A 22271-nucleotide genomic window follows, 5' to 3' on the forward strand; every position below is an offset into this window, starting at 1 on the left:
ATTTACCTAAAATTAACAATAAATAAAAAAATATCACCAATTTTCACCATTAATGTATATCAAGTCACAAATAATATGGTAATCTGGGATAAAAATTATAATAAATCTATAACCCATTAATTTTTAACGTGAAATATTTAATATATAACATTAAAAAGTAACGTGAAAAAGGAGTTAAATTATGTCAAGAACAATTAGCCGTTCAGCCCAGGATACTCGACGCTTTTATCTTGTGCGCGAAAGAAATCTGCAAAAAGTAGAACAAATTAAACAAACTTTAGAGCAAGAATCACATCTTTTTATTGTGATAATGGGTGCTGTTATTGGCAGTATTTTTTCCCTGTTTATTGCTTATCATCTCACCCCTAATCTGCTGGAATATACTTTGCTCGGTGTAATTCCATTTGCACTCGCCTATAGCTTAAGAAAAGTTTATATCTATACCCTGATCCATAGCCAGGAATAATTGCTTGGCTATACTTTACCCCGCAACAAATAATATTTAGGATGGTGTAAATATCACGAATATTTTTATAACTTTATGACTCTGACAGAATGGATTATTTCCATTATGGAACAATTGGGCTATCTAGGTATTGCCCTACTGATGTTCCTTGACAATGTATTTCCTCCTATTCCTTCTGAAATCATCATGCCTTCCGCTGGCTACTCTGCGTCACAAGGTCAACTCACACTATTTGGGGTAATTATTTCTGGCTGTTTCGGTTCATTGCTTGCAGCTGCCTTACTGTATTGGATTGGCTATAAGTTTAACCATGACAGTATTTTCCATTTCGTTGACCGTTATGGCAGATATATGTTTATAAAATCTAGTGATGTTAAAAAGTCTCTGGACTGGTTTGAGCATTATGGACATCGCATTGTATTCTTTGGTCGCATGATTCCTGCAGTACGTTCGCTCATCAGCATTCCTGCTGGCATGAGCCGAATGCCATTCTGGAAATTTATGTTTTACAGCGGATTAGGCACCATCATCTGGACTACATTTCTGGCTTGTGTGGGTTTTTACTTTGGTGAAAACCAACCGCTCATGCAGCAAATATTTAGCCAAGTCAGCCATGGTATTATCCTCATTATCCTAGTGATTGTTGCTATCCTCCTATACCGTAGACAGCTACGCAAAATGAAGAACTAATTGTGATTTTATCAGGGGCTTAAATGCAACAATATCTAAAAAGTTTTGCTATCGATTATGGCGTGGTTTTAATTCTCAGTGTTTTGTTTTTATTGTTTGTCACTAATCTTGGCTTGATGCTCTTCGTCGCTATTTTTTTGGTTACCATGATTCGTCATGTGGTTAAATTCCTGCAAAAAGAACAACGCTTGCCGACTGCTCAAGAACGCAATATCTTGGTCTGGGGAAATACCGCAATTGCCATTACTTTGGAGTGTTTTATTATATTCTTTTTGGTCATGATGAACCCGAATGCAGAACAAATTATTCAATCTGCTGAAAAAATGGGTCTAGCAGGTTATGCCGTATTTATGTTGCTCATCGTTGCAATACATTTTGCTTTATTCTTTATTGCCTATCAGTGGATGAGTCCGCTCTTCTTGAAATTAAAATCCAGAAAATAGCCAATTGAACAAATAAAAAAGCACCTTAGGGTGCTTTTTTATTAACAAATTAATCTGAGCTAAATACATACATAAGCTGCGATTAGAACAGCACAAGATGTCACATCACGCTGGTATGTGATCTATGCGCGGCGATTATAGCAGCGCAAGGCGTACCATCATGCTGGCGTATGGTACATCAAATATAATTCATTTAAATTATCCGGAATTTCTTCAGCAATTTCATCCATCAACTGGCCATTGCGACGGAAAGATTCCATTTGCGGATCTTCTTCATCCACACCACTAAAGACCATCATTGGCAAAGTTAAATCAACCAATTGTTCTTCATGTTCAGGAGTGAACCAGGCATCTTCGTTTAAGAACATGGCATCGACAAAGCCGACACTCCAGTCACCTAAACTTGAATCAACATCTGCCTCTTCAATTTCAAAAGGAAACTCGATTCCTTCTTCATTCGCCAGGCTTTGACGAATTGATTCTAACCAGGCTTTTACTTGAGCAATGATTTCAGCAGGCACTTTCTTATGATTGTTATCAAAAAGTTCGTCCAGCCATTTATCGAATTTCGGACCAACCGCAATTGCACATAAAAAGCCATGAGTAGCCGGAAAATCTAGACCATATTCATTCTGGTCGCCATCTAGATATTCGCTCAAAAGGTCTAAATCTAAAGCACTCATTTAAAATCCAGGTTTGTAAAATAACTGCGACATAGCATAGCATTTTAGCCCGCTATGCAGAATCCTATTTTAGTCTTCTTCATCATCAAAATCGTCGTCATCATCCAGATCATAATCAAAATCTTTCAGCTCACGCTCTAAACGACGCTGTGCAAGAAGGTCATCAATCAGACGACGTTTTTCTAACGACTCTTTAGCACTAATTTTGCTTGATACTTCATCAAAACTAACATCATCATCACTGTAGCTATCATCTAGTTCAAAATCTGTAGAAGACACTAAAACTACCTCATGGTGAAAAAAAGTGAATGGGTCTAGGCGCTATTTATCCTGCTTATGCACTCTTGTCAAGTATTTTTATTTTTTTCTCCCGCAAACCGGGTTTAATCTTGTTTTTCTCCCTAAAAATTGTGTATTTATTAGTTCCTGGAATTTCCAGCATGGACCAATAAAAACTCAACATAATTTGAGTGATCCACCCTATGGACTTGAAAAAAAAAGTTTCAGCCCAATATTGAAAACAGCTGTTAAATCAAATTTATATTTTTAAATGAAACTTGAGCAATCAATATTCAAAACAATTTTAAGCAAATTGTGCTATCATGCACGGTTTTTCACTGCCACAGATTCAACGAAGAGTAAGCAAAGATGAGCGATATGACTTCCCCTACTTCGCAAGTAGCGGCTCTGATTAGCCGAGGCAAAGAGCAAGGTTACTTAACTTACGCTGAGGTTAACGATCATCTCCCAGACTCGATCACGGAAAGCGAACAGATTGAAGACATCATCCAGATGCTTCAAGACGTGGGTATTCCTGTTCATGAACGTGCACCTGAATCTGATGACACCATGTTCGATGGCACCAGTGCAGAAGCGACCGATGAAGTTGCCGAAGAAGAAGCGGCAGCCGTACTTGCTTCTGTTGAAAACGAACCTGGTCGCACCACAGATCCCGTACGTATGTACATGCGTGAAATGGGAACGGTTGAACTCTTAACACGTGAAGGCGAAATTAGCATTGCCAAACGCATTGAAGAAGGTATCCGTGACGTTCTGCACTCGATTGCCTACTGGCCAAATGCCGTTGAAGTTGTATTAAAAGAATATAATGATGTTACCGAAGGTGAACGTCGTCTTGCTGATATTTTATCGGGCTATTTAGACCCGGAATCTGATGAAGAAATTCCAGAAGTTTTAGAAGATGAAGCGGATATCGATGAGGATGAAGAATCAACATCTAAATCGACCAAAGATGTAAAACTGGACGATGACGAAGAAGAAGAATCTGAAACTGAGGATGATTCTGAAGGTGAGTCAGGTCCTGATCCGGAAATTGCACGTGTGCGTTTTGCTGAACTGGAAGAAGCCTGGAAAGTAACCAAAGCTGTCATTGAAAAACACGGTCGTAACAGTAAACAGGCAGATGAAGCGCTCCAAGCACTGGCAACCGTGTTTATGATGTTCAAATTCACTCCGCGTCTATTTGACATCATTTCTGAAATGATTCGTGGCACCCATGAACAGATCCGCACGTCTGAACGTGAAGTAATGCGTTATGCAGTCCGCCGTGGCCGTATGGACCGTACTCAATTCCGTACGTCTTTCCCGGGCCAGGAATCAAATCCTGCATGGTTAGATGAGCAAATTGCCAAAGCGCCAGCTGAACAAAAAACTTATTTAGAAAAAGTACGTCCCGATGTACTGGCATTCCAGCAAAAGATTGCCGACATCGAAAAAGAATTGGGTTTGAATGTTAAGGAAATCAAAGATATTTCTAAACGTATGGCAGTAGGTGAAGCAAAAGCCCGTCGTGCGAAAAAGGAAATGGTCGAAGCCAACTTGCGTCTGGTAATTTCAATTGCGAAAAAATATACCAACCGTGGTTTGCAATTCCTTGACCTGATTCAAGAAGGAAACATCGGCTTGATGAAAGCGGTAGACAAGTTTGAATACCGTCGCGGTTATAAATTCTCGACTTATGCCACTTGGTGGATTCGTCAGGCAATTACCCGTTCGATTGCCGATCAGGCACGTACCATTCGTATCCCGGTACACATGATTGAAACCATCAACAAGATCAACCGTGTATCTCGTCAATTACTTCAGGAAATGGGCCGTGAACCAACCCCGGAAGAATTGGGCGAACGTCTGGAAATGGATGAAGTTAAAGTCCGTAAAGTACTTAAAATTGCCAAAGAGCCGATTTCCATGGAAACGCCAATTGGTGATGATGAAGATTCACATTTGGGTGACTTCATTGAAGATGGCAACATCACTTCTCCAATTGATGCGGCAACTTCAGAAGGCCTGAAAGAAGCAACCCGTGAAGTACTGGAAAACCTGACTGAACGTGAAGCGAAAGTCTTGAAAATGCGTTTTGGTATCGACATGCCGACTGACCACACTCTGGAAGAAGTCGGTAAACAGTTTGACGTTACCCGTGAACGTATCCGTCAGATTGAAGCCAAAGCACTACGCAAATTACGTCATCCTTCCCGTTCTGAACACTTACGTTCATTCCTGGAAAATGACTAAGACATAGTGATACGGATGGGGATTGAAAAGTTATCCAACACCCCCATCTAGTATTCAGCAACACATAACGCCTGCCTCTATGCAGGCGTTTGATATATAAGTGGGACTACTATGACCATGTTAGACCGTACACCATCTCGCGAACTTCAGGAACATCTATGGGTTTTCCCTATGGATTATCCGATCAAACTGATTGGTGAAGCCTGTGAAGAATTACATATTGCTGTTGTAGATATTTTGGTAAAACATTTTCCGGAATTTGATGGTAACAGCATCAAGGTACAACCTTCACGTACTGGAAAATATCACTCTTTAACTGCCCAAATCGTTTTTGTCGAACTGGAACAGGTACATGCTTTATATGCTGACTTGGCAGCCTGCCCATTGATTAAAACTGCACTTTAAGAGCAAAAAACACGCGTCATGCGTGTTTTTTTATTTATAAGCCAATAAAAATATTATCAATACTACGAAAAACTTTAAATCGTGCAGCGATCATCCCCCATCTTGGCATGATTTCATTATAATCCTTGCATCCTGTTGAAAATTTTTAAGGACGCACTTCACATGACTGATGCTGTTCTAAAACCCAAACTGATTATTCGTCAATTTAACCAGCTCACACCTTATCTCGACCGTTTTCAGGAGATGAAAAACCTGACTGAAAACCGTGATGAAAACACGCCGGATGAGCTGTGGATTCTGCAACACCATGAGGTTTTAACTCAAGGTCAAGCTGGCAAACCGGAACATATTCTGATACCCAGCAATATTCCAGTGGTACAAACGGATCGCGGTGGACAAGTGACCTGGCATGGCCCAGGCCAACTGGTAGCCTACTTTATGTTTGACCTAAACCGCTTGGGCTGGAATGTACGCATGCTGGTATCTTATGCTGAAAATTTAATGATTGAACTGCTGAATAAATATGGCATTGAAGCCTATGCCAAACCAGATGCACCAGGCGTTTATGTAGCAGAGCGCAAGATTGGTTCTCTGGGTTTTAAAATCCGCAAAGGATGCAGCTATCATGGACTGGCCCTAAATATTGATTGTGACCTTTCTGGTTTCCACACCATTAACCCCTGTGGTTATGCTGGCCTAGAGATGGTACGCATTGAGGATTTAGTTGAAGATTATCCAAAATTCGAGAACTTATGCTTCGATATCATTGAAACTTTAAACAACAGCGGTTACTTTAGTGAAGTTCAAATCATGCAACAATAATTTTGCTTTTGACATAAAAATAAATTAGAGTATTTACTCTAAACAAATAAAATATTCTTTAGATAAGGGATACGCGAGTGATTTCAACCAAATCCGTTAAGCCCGCTTTACAACTGACCTATGTCAAACTCATGATGGATGTGATTGGCAGAGGTCTGGTAATGGCGAGTCAAGTCGACGCCGAAGTCAAACAGGAAGTTGCAAAATTCCCGGTGGATTTCGTTCTATCGATGAAAGTATTTCCCCATGGACCGGCTTTTATTGCAAAAGTCACGCAAGACCATCAATTACAATTACTGCAATCTGTAGACAGCAAACCTGACCTCACCATTACTTTTAAGCACTTAAGCCATGCCTTTTTAGTATTTTCCTTTCAGGAAAGTACCGCACAGGCCTTTGCCCATGACCGTATGATAGCCGATGGAGATATTGCATTTGCCATTCGTTTGGTCCGCTGCTTAAACAAAATGGAAGCGCTTATTTTACCTAAACTGCTTGCTGAGCTTGCTGTAAAACAATATCCGACCGAATTAAGCCTAAAAGAAAAACTGACTGGAGCTGCAAATATTTATTTGAAAGTAGCTCAATCCTATTTTAAACGGAGTGCATAACATGGCTAAGCCTTATTACGAATTTTTCTGTCCGGTCAAAGTCATTGCAGGTCATGCTGCCTTAGAACATATTCCGTTTGAACTTGCTACTTTAGGTGCAAAACGTCCTCTGATCATTACTGACAAAGGTGTACGCAGCAACAACCTGCTTGCACCAATTGAAGCGGCTTTTGAATCTACCGATGCGGTGATTGGTTATATTTTTGATGATGTTCCACCTGATTCAAGTGTACAAACCGTCCGAAATGCAGCGAAAGCTTATCGTGATAATGGTTGTGATGCGATTATTGCTGTCGGTGGCGGTTCAGTGATTGATACTTCCAAGGCAACCAATATTCTGGTGACCGAAGGTGGCGATGACCTGCTTAAATATTCAGGTGCACATAACCTGCCAAAACCGTTAAAACCATTTTTTGTGATTCCTACCACATCGGGTACGGGTTCAGAAGTGACCATGGTGGCTGTGGTCTCGGATCTTGAAAAAAATGTCAAAATGCCCTTTGCATCCTATTATCTGATGCCACATGCGGCAATTCTGGATCCGCGCATGACCCAGACCTTGCCACCACATTTAACTGCCATGACAGCCATGGATGCACTAACCCATGCAGTTGAGGCCTATACCTGTATGGCAGCCAATCCGATCAGTGATGCTTATGCGACAGCTGCCATCAAAAAAGTGAGCAACAGCCTGTTCAATGTGTTAGATAATCCAACTGATGAGTTTGGCCGTCTGGAATTAGCCCAAGCTTCCACCATGGCCGGTATTGCGTTCTCGAACTCCATGGTAGGCCTGGTGCATTCCCTTGGACATGCTTTAGGTGCAGTTGCACATTTACCACATGGCCTGTGCATGAACCTGTTCCTGCCTTATGTGCTTGAGTACAATAAAGAAGTGAATGGAGACAAGATTGCAGAATTATTGCTACCTTTAGCAGGTCCAGACATTTATGCGCAAACCCCTGCCCATTTACGTGCCGATAAAACCATTGCTACGATTCTGACCATGCGTGATCGCTTGTATGCACTGACGAAATTGCCACGTACTTTACGTGAAACCGGCAAGGTTTCAGAAGCACAACTGGATGAAGTCGCAGACAAAGCATTAAATGATGGTTCCATTATTTACAATCCGAAAGAAGCCACCTTGAGCGATTTAAAAGCGATTTTAGAAAAAGCTTGGTAAATATTGAAAATTAAGCGAATATAGCTAAAAATGAGCCTGATGTTTTTTTAAGCATCAGGCTTTTACTTTTATATAGAAAATTAAAGCGAGTCTTTTATATCAAGTGGCATATTTTCTGCATTAAAAACTCACAAAGATATTGGCAAAAGGTACCAAACTAGAGTAGATTGGCGCACTTTGTTTTATTCATATAGGGGGGATCGTTCGTCTCAAACGATCCTTGTAAACATGACTGATCCTTGATCAACGATTAAGAGGATAACGCCGTTGACAAATATCTCTGGGACTCAATCGGCAGCTAAACTGCAAAAAACGCTAGGGCTCTGGCACATCATTATTATTGGTTTAGCTTATATTCAACCAATGACCTTATTTGACACATTCGGCCTGGTTTCCGAAGAAAGTCATTTCCACGTACCGACGTCATACATTATTGCCCTGATTGCAATTCTGTTTACATCGATTAGTTATGGACACATGATCCGTCGCTATCCGTCGTCAGGTTCTGCTTATACCTATGCGCAAAAATCAATTCATCCGAACGTTGGTTTTATGGTGGGCTGGTCATCATGGCTGGATTATCTACTGTCACCCATGGTCAACATCATTTTGGCGGTCATTTATCTGGAAGCTCTGTTCCCTGAGGTTAACCATTGGGTTTGGGTCGTTGTACTGACTGCATTTATGACCGGGGTAAACTTACGTGGTGCCAGATTCGTTGCCAACTTCAACGGCCTGATTGTATTGGTTCAGCTGGCAGTCATCGCTTACTTCACCTGGATGGTTTATACACTGCTTGCAGGTGGGGTCAATGCCGATGGTACATTAGCAAATGCCAAATACCAGTTGTGGAGCCTGGAACCATTCTGGAATGAAATGACGGCTTTAGGTCCGCTCATTACCGGCGCAACATTGCTGTGTTTCTCTTTTACCGGTTTTGACTCACTCAGCTCACTGGCAGAAGAAACCAAAGATACTGAAAAAACCTTACCTAAAGCGATTTTCCTTACGGCACTCCTTGCTGGTATTATCTTCATTATCAGTACCTATTTCATGCAAATCTACTTCCCGAATGATCCGAAGACTTACTTTGAAGATGTTGCTGCAACTCAGCCAGACATTCTTCAAGCCGTTGGCGGAGTAGCGTTCAAAACTGTAGTGCTTTACTTTGCGATCGTCACGGTGATGGCATCGGGTATTTCTGCACATGCAGGTGTTTCACGCTTAATGTATGTAATGGGCCGTGATGGCGTGATCAATAAAAAGATCTTTGGTCATATCAGTCCGAAAAGCTACACTCCGGTTTACAACATCCTGATTGTCGGTGGCGTGGCTTTAACTGCTGGTTTCATGGATTTGGACATCGTGATTTCAATGATCAGTTTTGGTGCCCTCACTGCCTTTACCTTTGTGAATCTGTCTGTTATTTCACGTTATGCTTTACGGGATGGACGTAGCAAAAACATCAAAGACATTCTCAGCTTTGTGGTCATTCCTTTACTCGGCTTCCTGAGCATTTTTGCGATGTGGCTAGAGATTGAAGATACTGCATTAAAATTCGGTTTATGGTGGGCAATGTTCGGTATTTTGTATCTGGGTTATAAAACCAAAGGTTTCAAACACCCCGCTCCGCAGCACAACGAGTTTGATGATACGCATTAATGCTTTGACTTCATGCATAAAAAAAGACGCTCAATGCGTCTTTTTTTATGATCTAAAATTAAACCAGTTCTTTAAAACCTTGCTGACGCCATGCTTCATACAGAATAACTGCTGTAGCATTAGACAAATTTAAACTACGTGAATTAGCAGCCATGGGTAAACGAATCCAATGTTTTTCCGGGAACATCATACGTACATTTTCAGGCAGACCACGTGTTTCAGGTCCCATCAACAATGCCACCGGGCGGTTTAAATTTGAGGTATGCGGAGTTTCAGAACCTTTGGTGGTTAAGGGATAGATGGCATCATTCTCAATTCCCTGTTCTTTTAAATGCGCTATACATTCTGCAAAGTTTTCCCACACTTTCATATGCGCCCATTCATGATAGTCCAGACCTGCACGTCTCAGCTTTTTATCATCCAGCTCAAAACCCAGCGGTTTAACCAAATGCAATTGCGCACCGGTATTGGCACATAAACGGATGATATTCCCGGTGTTGGCAGGAATTTCAGGCTCGTATAAAACAACGTGGATCACAGGATTTCTCTACTCTTTCAATGTAACAAGACTCGAATTAGCCTTGCCACTGTAATTGTTCGCGCAATTTTACCACTTCCCCAATAATGGTCAGGGTTGGCGCTTGAATTTGATGTTCTGACACTTTTGAAGCAATATCGGCCAAGGTTCCAACCACCACTTTCTGGTCAGGGGTAGTCCCTTTGGAAATAAGTGCAACCGGCATGTCTGGACGTTGGCCATGGGCAATCAGCTGGGCACAGATTTTTTCCAGACCTACCAAGCCCATATATAGTACTAAGGTCTGGTTTTCATACACCAGCTCACTCCAAGGTAACTCTGGCGAACCTTCTTTTAAATGTCCGGTCAGGAAGCGCACACTTTGCGCATAGTCACGATGGGTTAAAGGGATACCTGCATAAGCAGAACAGCCTGAAGCAGCAGTGATCCCAGGTACCACCTGAAAGGCTACACCCGCAGCAAACAGTTCCTGAATTTCTTCCCCCCCACGACCAAAAATAAATGGATCACCGCCTTTTAAACGGCAGACACGTTTACCTTTTGCAGCATATTCCACCAAGAGTGCATTAATGCCTTCTTGCGGCACACTATGATTGGAGCGGGCTTTACCCACATAAACCTTTTCCGCATCACGGCGGCACAAGTCCATAATCGCAGGCGATACTAAACGGTCGTAAATAACCACATCTGCCTGCTGCATTAAACGCAGTGCTTTTAAGGTCAACAGTTCAGGATCGCCCGGTCCTGCGCCCACCAGGTAGACTTCACCTTTTGGCGCTTTCCATTCCATTAAGGCTTGCTCAATTAAACGGTCCGCTGCAGCAATATTGTCATTAAACACCTGTTCTTTGAGTGGACTGACATACAGATCTTCCCAAAAAATACGGCGCTCTTCTGGATTTTCAATTTTGGCTTTTACTGCAGCACGCCATTTTCCAGAAAACTCTGCCAGCTTGCCCATGCCATGCGGAATACTGGCTTCCAGTTGGGTACGAATTTGACGGGATAAAACTGGTGATTTGCCATTGGTGGCAATCGAAACCACCAAAGGAGAACGGTCGATAATGGCTGGCACCATAAAACGGCAATGAGGTAGATCATCCACACTATTCACCAGAATTTTTTCAGCTTCGCAAGCTTCAAAAACCTGTATGTTGGTCGCTTTGTCATTGGTAGCCGCAATCACCAACCGGTAAGGACGTAATGGAATATCTGGACTAAAAGATGCTTGGACATATTGCCCTTGGCTGGCACGAACAATCTCTAGTAAATCAGTTTCGATTTCAGGCGCAATCACATCAATGACTGCCCCTGCTTTTGCCAAAAGTACGGCCTTACGATAGGCAATACGCCCACCACCGACAATCAGACAAGGTTGCTGTTGCAACTTTAAAGAGATTGGAAAGATATCCACACACTACCTCAATATTTTAAATCTGACTGTCTTAAGCAATTTTCGTGCACAAAATTATGCTGTTCATAAATTTATTGATCCATCCGAAGATCAATCAATAAATTCCGCACCACCCATATATGGACGAAGTACTTCAGGAATTTCAATTGAACCGTCTGCACGCTGGTAGTTTTCCATCACCGCAAGCAAGGTACGGCCAACAGCCAAACCAGAACCGTTCAGGGTATGCACGAATTCGGTTTTCTTCTGGTCTACACGGTAGCGTGCTTTCATACGGCGGGCCTGGAAATCACCCATATTTGAACATGAAGAAATTTCACGGTAGGTATTTTGGCTCGGTACCCAAACTTCAAGGTCATAGGTCTTGGTTGAACCAAAGCCCATATCACCACCACACAGAATAATTTTACGGTATGGCAGACCGAGTGCCTGCAAAATGCCTTCAGCATGCCCGGTCAGTTCTTCCAAAGCCTGCATCGAATCTTCAGGTTTTACAATTTGAACCATCTCAACTTTGTCGAACTGGTGTTGACGGATTAAACCACGGGTATCACGACCATAGGAACCCGCTTCACTACGGAAACATGGTGTATGTGCAGCATATTTCAATGGCAAACGTTCAGGATCAACAATTTCATCACGCACGAAATTGGTGACTGGCACTTCGGCAGTCGGAATCAGGTAACATTCTTTTTCACCCTGCAATTTGAATAAATCTTCTTCAAATTTAGGCAATTGACCAGTACCACGTAAGGAATCTGCATTCACCAGATAAGGTACATAAGCTTCGGTATAACCATTTTTCAGAGTATGGGTATCCAGCATGAACTGAGTCAATGCACGTTGTAAACGCGCCAATGGACCTTTCAGGACACTGAAACGTGTACCGGTCAATTTGGTTGCAGTTTCAAACTCCAAACCGCCCATCCATTCACCCAAGTCAGTATGATCTTTGATTTCAAAATCAAATTGACGCGGTGTGCCCCATTTTAAAATTTCAACATTGTCGTCTTCATCTTTACCTTCAGGTACAGATTCATGCGGCATGTTGGGAATGCTTAAAGACTTGGTTTCAATTTCAGTTTGCAATTCAGCAAGTGCAACTTCAGCAGCTTTAATTTCATCACCAATAGCAGCCATACGTGCCATAATTTCAGATGCATCGCCACCAGATTTTTTAATTTGGCCAACTTGTTTAGCACCCGAATTACGCTCTGCTTGTAAAGCTTCAGTTTTCGATTGAAGCTCTTTACGGCGAGCTTCCAGTGAAGCCCACTCTTCGACATTCAGCTGTACACCACGTTTTGCCAAGGCTAAATTTACAGCCTCAATATTATTTCGGATTAATTTCGGGTCGATCATAGCCAATCTTTTGCAAAGAAAAAAACTGGCTATAGTGTAAGCGCTAAACACTAAAAAAGACAGTGATCGAGCGGACAGCTGTGGCTTATTAGAGCAAATTTACCCGAATTAAGCTGAAAAATTAAGACGATGGATACTTGGGTAAAGCTGGCAGATATTCAGCTTTAATCAGTTTAGTGAGTGCAGAATAAGGCAAGGTCAGTTCAGTCATGCCTTCTGCATAGGAAGCCAGCTCATACAAGGGATAAACAAAGACAATGCCATTGGCACCATAGTAAAAATTATCACTTAATTTCAGCTTTTCTCTTTCTATACTGTGCTGTTCCAGCCAGATGCTATTTGAATCATATAAAGTATTCAATAATTGCTGTTCTGAACCTTTGACCATAATATCTTGCAGTGCCAGACGCTTTTTATTTTTCAAGTCAAAATTGACAAATTCCTGATGATACATGCCATGCGCAGCACCGGATGAATAGGTATAAGTTTGAATGGCAAAGGTTGCCCGGTCATACTGCTGACTGACAAAACGAATATAGGTCGAGCTTTGACTTAAATTAGGATTTGCTCCTTCGGCAGTATTGATCTTTTCATTGGGAGTGGTAGAAAACGCAATCGGATCAGCTTTTTTCACCCGATCGAGAAAATAGTCATCCACCCATTTCAAGTTGCTCTTTACCGTCTGAATCTCATACTGGGTACAACCTTCCGCATCACATGCTTCCGGTTTGCTTAATTTCACAGAAACAACATTGGCTTGAATTAATGGAATTGTAGAAGAAGCTTCCTGTTTTTCTACCTTAACCTGTTCCTTTTGCGGTGCAGGTCGCTCCTGACAACCAGTGATGACGAGTGCTGCCAAAGAAACAGGAAGTGCCCATAGCCATTGTTTATTCGTGCGTGTTTCCATTTTATTTTTACAACCTGAGACCCTTAGAATGCTCCTGCACTATACAAAGCCAGATCCCTGAATAACATTTAAAATATGTATCTTTAACTCTTTTTAGCCGAATAACGAAACATTTGTATCAAAAATTGCCTGATTTTAAGATAGCTCAACCCAGTTATCGTGAAAACCCTAGGGCATATGCACACCTAGGATAATTCCTGCCTGAGACTGAAGTGTTAAATCTTACACATTGAGAATCACCACTTAGGAAGATTATGTATGGATATGATAGAGATAAGATAACAGATAGCCCTAAGCCCTCTGCGCATCCGCTGATTTTGAAATATTGCGCGTTATGATGTTTAGGTTCAAGCTTGAACATATTCTTGTAGGGTGGTGCTGGGTGAATAAAAATTTCCCTCATTTTTAACAGCATATCCAATAAAAAAGCAGCCACACAGGACTGCTTTTCAATTTATGACGAACTCATAATTAAATATTATAAATCAATATATTATTGATCAATAATATCGGTACCTTTTGGTGGTGTAAAATTGAAGGTTGAAGAAGCAATCGATGGATTCAATTTCACATTATTAAAGCGCACATAGGTGGTTTGCCCCAATGAATCCTGCAAAATCATCAGACTTGGGGCCTTGTTCGCGCCAAAACTAATGGTCAGGCTTTGGAATGCACTGTCTTTCACTTTAGGGTACAAAGTGTAATAGGTCTTGCCTTTATCGGGCTGAGTCACTCGATAAGACTTCATAATCTGACTGGTATTCCCCGACAATAATAACGCAGGCGTATTTGCCACCTGTTCATCCAGGCTTTGACGGACGGCTTGTTGTAAATCAGGGTCATAAATCCATACGGTTTTACCCGAAGTCACAATGGTCTGTTTGGATGGACTGGTGGTTTCCCAGAAGAATTTACCCGGACGCGCAACTTTCATCACCCCTTTAAAGGTTTGATTCATGTGTTGTCCAGTCAAGCCTTTTTTCTGCGGCGCTTTGCCTGAAGTCGCTTTTGTGGTTTGTTCAAAGTTAGCAGACAATGTGCGAATATTACTTAACTGCTTGACCAGATTGTTGGTTGCTTGCTGCTCCGATGCTGCTACAGGGGCAGCAAAAACAGTTGTACTCATTACCGGTGCAAGCGTTGCAGCACCCAAGGTCATCGCACACAGGGTTTTACGAAGCATTTTCATATCATCACCTTTTTTTATTTGCAGTATCGCAATTTGTTCAATGCGTCCATCTTAAACCAATTTTTATTTCTAATAATTGAGAAAATAAGAAGTTTTGTATTGTTATTAATAGCCAATGTAGCCATTTCTACATCATGATGGAGAAAATTATCTATCCTTTCCTCAAAAGCAGGCTTGAATTTTCTTGATCAGACTTTTTAAACTTTCGACATATTGCTTCAATATACTCTCTGGAAATAAGCTTTGATTGATCTGCCATAGTTCAGGCTCTTTTAAAGCTAAATGTTCCAGTCTTTCCACATACCTTTTTATAATGCACTTTAGTAAAACCTCTTTTTGCTGCGCCAGTTGTTCATCGATGTATTTCTCTTGTTGCAGATAAGACGTAGATTTCCATTCGATGAGTCCAGTTTCAGGAAAATAGCGCTTCAAAACTGCTTCATTCAGAATATAAAAAATTAGCGAATTTGGGCTTCCCTGCTCACCTAAGCAAAGACATTGTTTAAAATCAGCCCATTTTTCAATAAAAATCAAGCCCATACGCTCAACGGTTTCTAATACCAGCGGTGAATCAAACTGCTTCAGATCCCTACTGTATAAAGCACTATAGAGTGCATGTAAATCTGGATAAGCATTTAAAAAACTTAAAATTTACTCATTTAAACTCTGTTTTTCTGCACGCTTAAAGCTTGATATTTCTCAGCATGTAGTTGATCCTCTTTAAATTCCACTACGCCTTCAATCCATTGGGGCAAAAACTGTCCGCGAATATGATCTACAAAAGATTTCAAAAATAGATATGCCAGAGCATCCATGAGATCACTCGGCTCATATACACAATAGACTACATATTCCACTCGATCATAAGGTTCAAAATGCCCTTGTTTAATACACATCAAGCGATCCTGATTAAGAACCCAAAAATGCCGAAGAGCATATATATCCTTTTGCTCGAAATCTTCCACACTAAGTTGCTGTGATTTCTTATTAAATTGATAATGTTCATTTTTAATTACAGCAAGCTCATCATTCAGCTTCTGAGGCAATATATTATTAGTTATCAAAATCTCGAATGATTCTTCAATTTTTTCTTTAAAGAAATCCATATCCCCCCTCACTATAAAATACTTTTAATATTTTATTTTTGTTTAACTTTACCTAAATAATAGCCATAAAAAAACCCACATCAAATGTGGGTTTTTTCGTACCATTAAAACTTATGCAGTTTCAACAGATACATAGCGACGGCCAAACTGACCTTTCACTTCGAATTTGATCACGCCATCAGCGGTAGCAAATAAAGTATGGTCACGGCCCATACCTACGTTTGCACCAGCGTGGAATTCTGTACCACGTTGACGAACGATAATGTTACCCGCAGTCACAGATTGACCACCGTACATTTTAACACCTAGCATTTTAGGGTTCGAGTCACGACCGTTACGTGTCGATCCACCAGCCTTTTTAGTAGCCATGTTTCATAATCCTCGTAATTAGCCTGAAATAGCAGTAATTTTCAACTCGGTAAACCATTGACGGTGACCTTGTTGTTTACGGTAATGTTTACGACGACGCATTTTAACAATACGAATTTTGTCGTGACGACCGTGGCTAACTACTTCAGCAGTTACTGTCGCACCAGCAACAACTGGAGCACCAATTTGAATGCTTTCGCCGTTTACAAGCATTAATACGTCATCAAACGTAATAGTTGTACCAGTTTCAGCTTTCAACAATTCTACTTTAAGGGTTTCACCCTCAACCACACGGTGTTGTTTACCACCGCTTTGGATTACTGCGTACATAATGTACTCCAAACATGCCCGTGTCGTCGTGCCGATAAAGGAATATATCGATCTTAATACGAACGCCACTGGGGGGATATATAAGGGCAAACATATTAAGTGATAATAAATCAAACAACAAGCTGTTTCAGCGTTTTTTTGCACTTTGTCCGCAGTTTATTTTATAAACGATCAAAGCGTATTAAAAAATGGCTCTTAGCTCTGTATGTAAAACTGACGTTTTGTCAATGTAATAGATTTTTAAACTCAATTCGCTAGTATAAAAACCCGAGTGCCAGTTCCATCACACATCTGGCTGGATAATAATAATGCGGTTAAATTTAAAACCATTTGCCTAGTCAGGTTTTAAACAACTATATTAAGATCTTCGCCTTATATCAGCTATAGTTGTTAAACTATAAATAAGCAATTCAATTTTTAGAGGTTTCTCTTCATATGGCCATCGATTTTAAGCAAGACATTCTCGCTCCTGTTGCTTCAGACTTTGCTGCGATGGACACATTTATCAATGAAGGAATCACTTCAAAAGTTGCCTTGGTGATGGCAGTAAGTAAACACGTGGTTGAAGCAGGCGGCAAACGTATGCGCCCAATCATGTGCCTATTGGCGGCCAAAGCCTGTGGTGCAGAAGATATCGAACGCCAGCGTAAACTGGCAGCGATTATTGAAATGCTGCATACCGCAACGCTGGTGCATGATGATGTAGTGGATGAATCAGGCTTGCGTCGTGGTCGCCCTACCGCTAATGCCACTTGGAATAACCAGACTGCGGTTCTGGTCGGTGACTTTCTGATTTCCCGTGCTTTCGATTTGCTGGTCGATCTGAATGACATGACCCTGTTAAAGGACTTTTCTACCGGTACCTGTGAAATTGCCGAAGGTGAAGTGTTGCAACTGCAAGCACAGCATCAGCCTGAAACCACCGAAAAGACTTATCTCGACATTATTCATGGTAAAACCTCGCGCCTATTTGAACTGGCCACTGAAGGTGCTGCCATTTTATCGGGCACGCCACAATATCGTGAACCCCTGCGCGTCTTTGCCGGTCACTTTGGCAATGCCTTTCAGATTATTGATGATATTTTAGACTATACTTCCGATGCGGAAACATTAGGTAAAAATATTGGTGATGATTTAATGGAAGGTAAACCGACTTTGCCATTAATCTCTGCCTTGCAAAAAACCACCGATGAAGAACATGAAATTGTTCGTCGTAGTATTGCCACCGGCGGTCTTAACCAGCTGGAACGGGTAATCGAGATTGTACAAAGCTGTGGTGCTCTGGATTATTGCCGCCAACGTGCCACTGAAGAAACACAATTTGCACTGAACGCATTAGATGCACTTCCTGAAAGTGAATATCGCCAGGCACTGATTAATTTGGCCCAGCTTGCCCTTAACCGGATTCAATAACGGTATTTGAAAAATATAGTTTTACCCCTCGCCTATGCATATAAATTTTAATGATCTATTTTTAAAAATGCAGGAGCAGCTTGAATCCAGTCAGGCTGTTCTTGATGATTCACTGCTGATTGAGCTGGTGAACCGGATTCGCCCAGATGACTCCACCAATCTTGACGAAATTAACCATAAATTCCAAGCTTTCATCCAAGCGCTGCTGCTTACACCCCACGCTGTTACTACCTTTCAGAATTTTATCTTAAAACTCATTAACCAGTACAAGCAAACCAGTTTATATGCCGATACTGGCATTTTGTCTTTGGATGGTTTCTGGAATCAGCTCGCTCAGCGGCTGGGTGCGCATTTTCTTCCCCTGATTAATGATCAAAGCCAGCTGCAAGATTTGGTGCGGCGTGTTTTTTATCAGCGTAGTGACAAATACTGGCTGGATAGTCTTGTCGATGCAGACTGGCAAAAACTCTTTTCTTTGATCAATCAGGGGCACAGTAATCAGCAAGACAAGCTTAAAATTAAAAGCGAGCTGATCAAGGCCATTACCGTTTTATCTTACCGGATTAGTGGCATTGGGCTGTATCCGGAATTTATTAACGCCCATCCGGAACTTACCGAATATGAATCGCCTTTCTTGGTACAAAACCGGGAAATCAATGAATTTATCCAGCATTACAAGGCACTGCATCAAAACACCGATCCGATGGCCTTAATTGTTCCTCCGGACGCATCTCAAGCTTTGGTCATGATTGAGCAATGTCGGGATGTGGTATTAAAAATTCGTCGTGCCACCAAAAGAATTGGCGTGAGTTTAAGCCTGACCTATCTGCTGTCATTACTGGAACAATGTCTGGACCGTATTGAACTGTTACTTAATCTGATTATGGATGAAGACCAGCTTCGCTATGAATCTTTAGGCTTATTGCTGGTCGATATCACCCATGCTATTTATAGCGAGCGCAGTGTGCGGTCACTTTTAGCCGCCAATAGCGAACTGATTGCATTACAGGTCACCGAGAATGCCAGTAAAACCGGTGAACACTATGTAAGTACCGACAAGCAAGGTTTTTGGTCGATGTATAAATCGGCTGCGGGTGCCGGTGTCATTATTGCCACCATGGCCAGCTTGAAAATATTGGCTGCGCGAATGGCTATGGCACCCATCATGCACGCCTTGGTCTTTAGCATGAATTATTCATTCGGGTTTATGCTGATTCATGTCTTGCATTTTACCGTTGCCACCAAACAGCCCGCCATGACTGCCGCGGCACTTGCAGCAACGGTACAACAGACCAAAGGCTCTAAAACCACACAGATTGCTGAACTTGCCGCACTGATCATTAATATTATCCGCACCCAGTTCATTGCCATTCTAGGTAATATTTCCATTGCCATTCCGACCGCAGCAATCATTACCCTGCTCTGGCAGTACGGCGTGGATGAACCGCTTTTAACTCATGTCAAAGCCACCAAAACTTTACATTCCCTCAATCCATTTACCTCACTGGCCATTCCTCATGCAGCGATTGCCGGGGTGTGTCTATTCTTTTCAGGACTGATTGCCGGCTATTTTGACAACATGGCGGTATATCGTAAGGTGGGTCCACGTTTACAGGCCCATGCAAACTTAAAACAGTTATTGGGGCAAGAACGCCTGAATAAATTTGCCGCCTATATAGAACGCAATTTAGGTGCATTGGCAGGAAACTTCCTGTTCGGAATCATGCTTGGCAGTATGGGCACTATCGGTTTTATTTTAGGGCTGCCTCTGGATATTCGCCACATTGCCTTTGCTTCAGCCAACTTTATTCAGGGTCTGATCTGTATTAATGGCAGTCCTGAAATTGGCTTGATTATTGTGTCATTTTTAGGTGTATTGTTAATTGGTTTGACCAACCTGTTTGTGAGTTTTACTTTAACGATTATTGTCGCGTTACGTGCTCGCCGCGTTCGCTTTGAACAATGGAAGCCATTGGCCAAACTGGTACTCACCCACTTCCTGACCCGCCCAAGTGACTTTTTTTGGCCGCCAAAAACTCCATTAGAAGTAGATGAATTTTCAACACCGCAAAAATCGGCACCCAAGTAATTTGCTATTTTTGTTTTACTTCATGTTAAAAAATCGGTAAAAAGAAAAGCATAATTTACACATACTTGAAATAAAGTGTACTGATGAGTACACTTTAACCATTCATTAGTCATGCTTCAATCGACTAAGATAACAAAGGTTGCTTACATGCCTTATCTGTTGCTTGGTGTAGGATTTTTCTTATTTATTTTCAGCATATTAATGTTGGTTACGCCATTCTTGAATCACTTCGACTGGGTGATGATTGAATGGCTGAGCCAGCATCGTAGCGTGCCACTAAATAGAATATTCATCACACTTTCGACTATAGGCGGTATGCCATTTGTGTTATTTTTAACCACAGTCTGGTGTTTACAGCAGGCATGGTATAAAAAATTTACAAATGTTGTTTTTATTGGCATGGGGCTGATCGGAAGTACTGTCACGGTTTGGCTACTTAAATATGTAATTTCAAGACCTCGCCCACCCGAAATGTATCATCTGGTTGCAAGCTATGGTGCTGCATTTCCCAGTGCGCATAGCCTTTATGCCGCAACTTTGGGTTGTCTTGCAATTTATCTCAGTCAAAAACATCCCCAGCACATACTGGTTTGTATATGTGCTTTTATCTGGCTGTTTGTTATGGGAATTTCCAGGGTTTATCTGGGCGTGCATTTCCCCTCTGATGTTTTGGCGGGTTGGAGCATAAGTTTTATTTGGATCACACTACTTTATCTGCTGTATGCCAAATTAAGTAGAGAAAAAAGAAATTAGTTTTAGAGAAGAATCTAATCGAGGTGGAACAATGATGTCTGCAAAGCTATGGGCACCCGCCCTTACCGCTTGCGCATTAGCAACAAGTATTGCACTTGTTGGTTGTAGCAAAGATCCCAAGGATGCGCAGCAAGCTGCAGCAGCCCAAAAAATGCCACCGGCTGAAGTCGGTGTCATTGTTGCTCAACCCCAAAGCGTAGAGCAATCGGTAGAACTTTCTGGTCGTATGACGGCATTTGAAATTTCTGAAGTCCGTCCACAAACCAGTGGTGTCATTCTTAAACGTCTGTTTACTGAAGGAAGTTATGTCCGTCAAGGACAGGCACTGTATGAAATTGACTCGCGAACCAACCGTGAAACTGTCGCCAGTGCACGTGCTGCACTCAACCGTCAGCAGGCCAACTTAAACCTATTACGCGTGAAAGAAGGACGTTACCGTCAACTTGTCGGCACCAATGCCATTTCAAAACAAGAATATGATGATATTGCTGCACAAGTAAAACTGGCTGAAGCGGATGTCGCGGCAACCCAGGCTGAACTTAAAAATGCAGAAATCAACCTCGGTTATTCTACCGTTCGTTCACCTATTTCAGGTCAAACCAACCGTTCAAGCGTCACTGTAGGTGCCCTGGTTACCGCAAGCCAGGAAGCACCTTTAGTGACGGTGCAACGCCTGGATCCGATTTATGTCGACATTAACCAGTCAAGTGCCGAGCTGCTGCGTTTACGTCAACAGTTGAGCCAAGGCAATTTGGGTAGCAGCAACAACACTAAAGTGAAGCTTAAGCTTGAAGATGGTAGCTATTACCCGATTGAAGGTCGTCTTGCATTTTCCGATGCCAGTGTGAATCCGGAAACCGGTACAGTAACGCTGCGTGCTGTGTTCCAGAACCCGAACCATTTACTGCTTCCCGGTATGTATGCAACTGCTCAAATCGTGCAAGGGGTTATTCCAAATGCCATGCTGATTCCTCAGGCAGCGATTACCCGTACCCCGACAGGTCAGGCGATTGCCATGATCGTGAATGCTAAAGGTGTGGTTGAAACACGACCGGTAGAAACTGCCGGTGTGCAAGGCAAAGACTGGATTGTGACCAAAGGCTTGCAAACGGGTGAAAAAGTCATTGTTGATGGTATTGCCAAGGTGAAAGAAGGCGCAACCGTGGTTGCCAAACCTTACCAGCCTCAGGGTGCAGGTCAGCCTTCGGCAGATGCAAATAAAGCAGGCCAACCTGCTGGCCAAGCACAACCTAAAACTGAACAAAAAGCTACTTCAAATGCATAAGGGGTAGACT

Annotated in this window: 24 protein-coding genes; 13 read left to right on the top strand and 11 right to left on the bottom strand. The window is 41.9% G+C overall.

Annotated elements, in window-relative coordinates:
* The first annotated feature begins 181 nt into the window (after positions 1 to 181).
* The 3 genes from B9T38_RS11090 (at position 182) to B9T38_RS11100 (ending at position 1599) form a co-directional block, all read left to right on the top strand.
* A complete protein-coding gene (locus B9T38_RS11090; RefSeq protein ID WP_086196847.1) occupies positions 182 to 466 on the top strand; it encodes an FUSC family protein in 285 nt (94 codons plus the stop codon).
* Between the two features lie 75 nt (positions 467 to 541).
* Positions 542 to 1156: a DedA family protein gene (locus B9T38_RS11095; protein ID WP_086196848.1), complete on the top strand. Its 615-nt coding sequence runs from the start codon at positions 542 to 544 to the stop codon at positions 1154 to 1156.
* Between the two features lie 23 nt (positions 1157 to 1179).
* Positions 1180 to 1599, top strand: coding sequence for an ABZJ_00895 family protein (locus B9T38_RS11100; protein ID WP_086196849.1), 420 nt, complete (start codon positions 1180 to 1182; stop codon positions 1597 to 1599).
* Between the two features lie 158 nt (positions 1600 to 1757).
* Here B9T38_RS11100 and B9T38_RS11105 read toward each other — a convergent pair whose 3' ends face one another.
* Positions 1758 to 2282 carry a YecA/YgfB family protein gene (locus B9T38_RS11105; protein WP_086196850.1) on the bottom strand — a complete coding sequence of 175 codons (525 nt, stop codon included), beginning with the start codon at positions 2280 to 2282 and terminating at the stop codon, positions 1758 to 1760.
* A 69-nt stretch (positions 2283 to 2351) separates the two neighbouring features.
* Positions 2352 to 2561: a PA3496 family putative envelope integrity protein gene (locus B9T38_RS11110; protein ID WP_086176283.1), complete on the bottom strand. Its 210-nt coding sequence runs from the start codon at positions 2559 to 2561 to the stop codon at positions 2352 to 2354.
* Between the two features lie 369 nt (positions 2562 to 2930).
* On the opposite strand from B9T38_RS11110, the gene rpoD reads away from it, so the two are divergent.
* The 6 genes from rpoD (at position 2931) to B9T38_RS11140 (ending at position 9503) form a co-directional block, all read left to right on the top strand.
* A complete protein-coding gene (gene rpoD, locus B9T38_RS11115; RefSeq protein ID WP_086196851.1) occupies positions 2931 to 4817 on the top strand; it encodes an RNA polymerase sigma factor RpoD in 1887 nt (628 codons plus the stop codon).
* Positions 4818 to 4934: 117 nt separating this feature from the next.
* Complete coding sequence (locus tag B9T38_RS11120; RefSeq protein ID WP_086196931.1) at positions 4935 to 5222, top strand: YbeD family protein; 288 nt, start codon at positions 4935 to 4937, stop codon at positions 5220 to 5222.
* Positions 5223 to 5384: 162 nt separating this feature from the next.
* Positions 5385 to 6044, top strand: coding sequence for a lipoyl(octanoyl) transferase LipB (gene lipB, locus B9T38_RS11125; RefSeq protein WP_086196852.1), 660 nt, complete (start codon positions 5385 to 5387; stop codon positions 6042 to 6044).
* A gap of 77 nt (positions 6045 to 6121) precedes the next feature.
* Entirely contained in the window at positions 6122 to 6655 is a 534-nt protein-coding gene (locus B9T38_RS11130) for a hypothetical protein (RefSeq protein WP_086196853.1), read from the top strand.
* 1 nt (position 6656) lies between these two features.
* Positions 6657 to 7841 carry an iron-containing alcohol dehydrogenase gene (locus B9T38_RS11135; RefSeq protein WP_086196854.1) on the top strand — a complete coding sequence of 395 codons (1185 nt, stop codon included), beginning with the start codon at positions 6657 to 6659 and terminating at the stop codon, positions 7839 to 7841.
* Positions 7842 to 8108: 267 nt separating this feature from the next.
* On the top strand, positions 8109 to 9503 hold the full coding sequence (locus tag B9T38_RS11140) for an APC family permease (protein WP_086196855.1): 1395 nt from the start codon (positions 8109 to 8111) through the stop codon (positions 9501 to 9503).
* Between the two features lie 58 nt (positions 9504 to 9561).
* Here the strand turns inward: B9T38_RS11140 and B9T38_RS11145 are convergent, their stop codons facing one another.
* The 9 genes from B9T38_RS11145 to rplU form a co-directional block, all read right to left on the bottom strand.
* The gene (locus tag B9T38_RS11145) at positions 9562 to 10041 is read right to left on the bottom strand and encodes a tRNA (cytidine(34)-2'-O)-methyltransferase (RefSeq protein WP_086196856.1); all 480 of its coding nucleotides are present in this window, start codon (positions 10039 to 10041) and stop codon (positions 9562 to 9564) included.
* Positions 10042 to 10078: 37 nt separating this feature from the next.
* Entirely contained in the window at positions 10079 to 11455 is a 1377-nt protein-coding gene (gene cysG / locus B9T38_RS11150; RefSeq protein WP_086196857.1) for a siroheme synthase CysG, read from the bottom strand.
* Between the two features lie 90 nt (positions 11456 to 11545).
* Positions 11546 to 12817 carry a serine--tRNA ligase gene (gene serS, locus B9T38_RS11155; RefSeq protein WP_086196858.1) on the bottom strand — a complete coding sequence of 424 codons (1272 nt, stop codon included), beginning with the start codon at positions 12815 to 12817 and terminating at the stop codon, positions 11546 to 11548.
* Between the two features lie 121 nt (positions 12818 to 12938).
* Positions 12939 to 13727, bottom strand: a complete 789-nt coding sequence (locus B9T38_RS11160) for an RsiV family protein (protein WP_086196859.1) — start codon at positions 13725 to 13727, stop codon at positions 12939 to 12941.
* A 493-nt stretch (positions 13728 to 14220) separates the two neighbouring features.
* Entirely contained in the window at positions 14221 to 14916 is a 696-nt protein-coding gene (lolA, locus tag B9T38_RS11165; protein ID WP_086196860.1) for an outer membrane lipoprotein periplasmic chaperone LolA, read from the bottom strand.
* 162 nt (positions 14917 to 15078) lie between these two features.
* Positions 15079 to 15456: a hypothetical protein gene (locus B9T38_RS11170; protein ID WP_086196861.1), complete on the bottom strand. Its 378-nt coding sequence runs from the start codon at positions 15454 to 15456 to the stop codon at positions 15079 to 15081.
* A 119-nt stretch (positions 15457 to 15575) separates the two neighbouring features.
* Positions 15576 to 16022, bottom strand: a complete 447-nt coding sequence (locus tag B9T38_RS11175) for a hypothetical protein (protein WP_086196862.1) — start codon at positions 16020 to 16022, stop codon at positions 15576 to 15578.
* Between the two features lie 111 nt (positions 16023 to 16133).
* Positions 16134 to 16391: a 50S ribosomal protein L27 gene (rpmA, locus tag B9T38_RS11180; protein WP_086196863.1), complete on the bottom strand. Its 258-nt coding sequence runs from the start codon at positions 16389 to 16391 to the stop codon at positions 16134 to 16136.
* An 18-nt stretch (positions 16392 to 16409) separates the two neighbouring features.
* Positions 16410 to 16721: a 50S ribosomal protein L21 gene (gene rplU, locus B9T38_RS11185; RefSeq protein WP_086196864.1), complete on the bottom strand. Its 312-nt coding sequence runs from the start codon at positions 16719 to 16721 to the stop codon at positions 16410 to 16412.
* A gap of 435 nt (positions 16722 to 17156) precedes the next feature.
* On the opposite strand from rplU, the gene sdsA reads away from it, so the two are divergent.
* The 4 genes from sdsA (at position 17157) to B9T38_RS11205 (ending at position 22261) form a co-directional block, all read left to right on the top strand.
* Entirely contained in the window at positions 17157 to 18134 is a 978-nt protein-coding gene (gene sdsA / locus B9T38_RS11190) for an All-trans-nonaprenyl-diphosphate synthase (protein ID WP_086196865.1), read from the top strand.
* Between the two features lie 34 nt (positions 18135 to 18168).
* Positions 18169 to 20223 carry a site-specific recombinase gene (locus B9T38_RS11195; RefSeq protein WP_086196866.1) on the top strand — a complete coding sequence of 685 codons (2055 nt, stop codon included), beginning with the start codon at positions 18169 to 18171 and terminating at the stop codon, positions 20221 to 20223.
* A 147-nt stretch (positions 20224 to 20370) separates the two neighbouring features.
* Entirely contained in the window at positions 20371 to 20976 is a 606-nt protein-coding gene (locus B9T38_RS11200; protein ID WP_086196932.1) for a phosphatase PAP2 family protein, read from the top strand.
* Positions 20977 to 21007: 31 nt separating this feature from the next.
* A complete protein-coding gene (locus B9T38_RS11205; protein WP_086196867.1) occupies positions 21008 to 22261 on the top strand; it encodes an efflux RND transporter periplasmic adaptor subunit in 1254 nt (417 codons plus the stop codon).
* Positions 22262 to 22271 lie beyond the last annotated feature (10 nt).

It is taken from the genome of Acinetobacter sp. ANC 4218 (assembly GCF_002135245.1).
Taxonomy (GTDB): Bacteria; Pseudomonadota; Gammaproteobacteria; order Pseudomonadales; family Moraxellaceae; genus Acinetobacter.

What these genes read in the sequence shown, in the direction of transcription:
- B9T38_RS11090 (WP_086196847.1), top strand. Translation starts at nt 182, where the DNA reads ATGTCAAGAACAATTAGCCGTTCAGCCCAGGATACTCGACGCTTTTAT.
- B9T38_RS11095 (WP_086196848.1), top strand. Translation starts at nt 542, where the DNA reads ATGACTCTGACAGAATGGATTATTTCCATTATGGAACAATTGGGCTAT.
- B9T38_RS11100 (WP_086196849.1), top strand. Translation starts at nt 1,180, where the DNA reads ATGCAACAATATCTAAAAAGTTTTGCTATCGATTATGGCGTGGTTTTA.
- B9T38_RS11105 (WP_086196850.1), bottom strand. Translation starts at nt 2,282, where the DNA reads ATGAGTGCTTTAGATTTAGACCTTTTGAGCGAATATCTAGATGGCGAC.
- rpoD (WP_086196851.1), top strand. Translation starts at nt 2,931, where the DNA reads ATGAGCGATATGACTTCCCCTACTTCGCAAGTAGCGGCTCTGATTAGC.
- B9T38_RS11120 (WP_086196931.1), top strand. Translation starts at nt 4,935, where the DNA reads ATGTTAGACCGTACACCATCTCGCGAACTTCAGGAACATCTATGGGTT.
- lipB (WP_086196852.1), top strand. Translation starts at nt 5,385, where the DNA reads ATGACTGATGCTGTTCTAAAACCCAAACTGATTATTCGTCAATTTAAC.
- B9T38_RS11135 (WP_086196854.1), top strand. Translation starts at nt 6,657, where the DNA reads ATGGCTAAGCCTTATTACGAATTTTTCTGTCCGGTCAAAGTCATTGCA.
- serS (WP_086196858.1), bottom strand. Translation starts at nt 12,817, where the DNA reads ATGATCGACCCGAAATTAATCCGAAATAATATTGAGGCTGTAAATTTA.
- B9T38_RS11160 (WP_086196859.1), bottom strand. Translation starts at nt 13,727, where the DNA reads ATGGAAACACGCACGAATAAACAATGGCTATGGGCACTTCCTGTTTCT.
- lolA (WP_086196860.1), bottom strand. Translation starts at nt 14,916, where the DNA reads ATGAAAATGCTTCGTAAAACCCTGTGTGCGATGACCTTGGGTGCTGCA.
- B9T38_RS11170 (WP_086196861.1), bottom strand. Translation starts at nt 15,456, where the DNA reads ATGGGCTTGATTTTTATTGAAAAATGGGCTGATTTTAAACAATGTCTT.
- B9T38_RS11175 (WP_086196862.1), bottom strand. Translation starts at nt 16,022, where the DNA reads ATGGATTTCTTTAAAGAAAAAATTGAAGAATCATTCGAGATTTTGATA.
- rpmA (WP_086196863.1), bottom strand. Translation starts at nt 16,391, where the DNA reads ATGGCTACTAAAAAGGCTGGTGGATCGACACGTAACGGTCGTGACTCG.
- rplU (WP_086196864.1), bottom strand. Translation starts at nt 16,721, where the DNA reads ATGTACGCAGTAATCCAAAGCGGTGGTAAACAACACCGTGTGGTTGAG.
- sdsA (WP_086196865.1), top strand. Translation starts at nt 17,157, where the DNA reads ATGGCCATCGATTTTAAGCAAGACATTCTCGCTCCTGTTGCTTCAGAC.
- B9T38_RS11195 (WP_086196866.1), top strand. Translation starts at nt 18,169, where the DNA reads ATGCATATAAATTTTAATGATCTATTTTTAAAAATGCAGGAGCAGCTT.
- B9T38_RS11200 (WP_086196932.1), top strand. Translation starts at nt 20,371, where the DNA reads ATGCCTTATCTGTTGCTTGGTGTAGGATTTTTCTTATTTATTTTCAGC.
- B9T38_RS11205 (WP_086196867.1), top strand. Translation starts at nt 21,008, where the DNA reads ATGATGTCTGCAAAGCTATGGGCACCCGCCCTTACCGCTTGCGCATTA.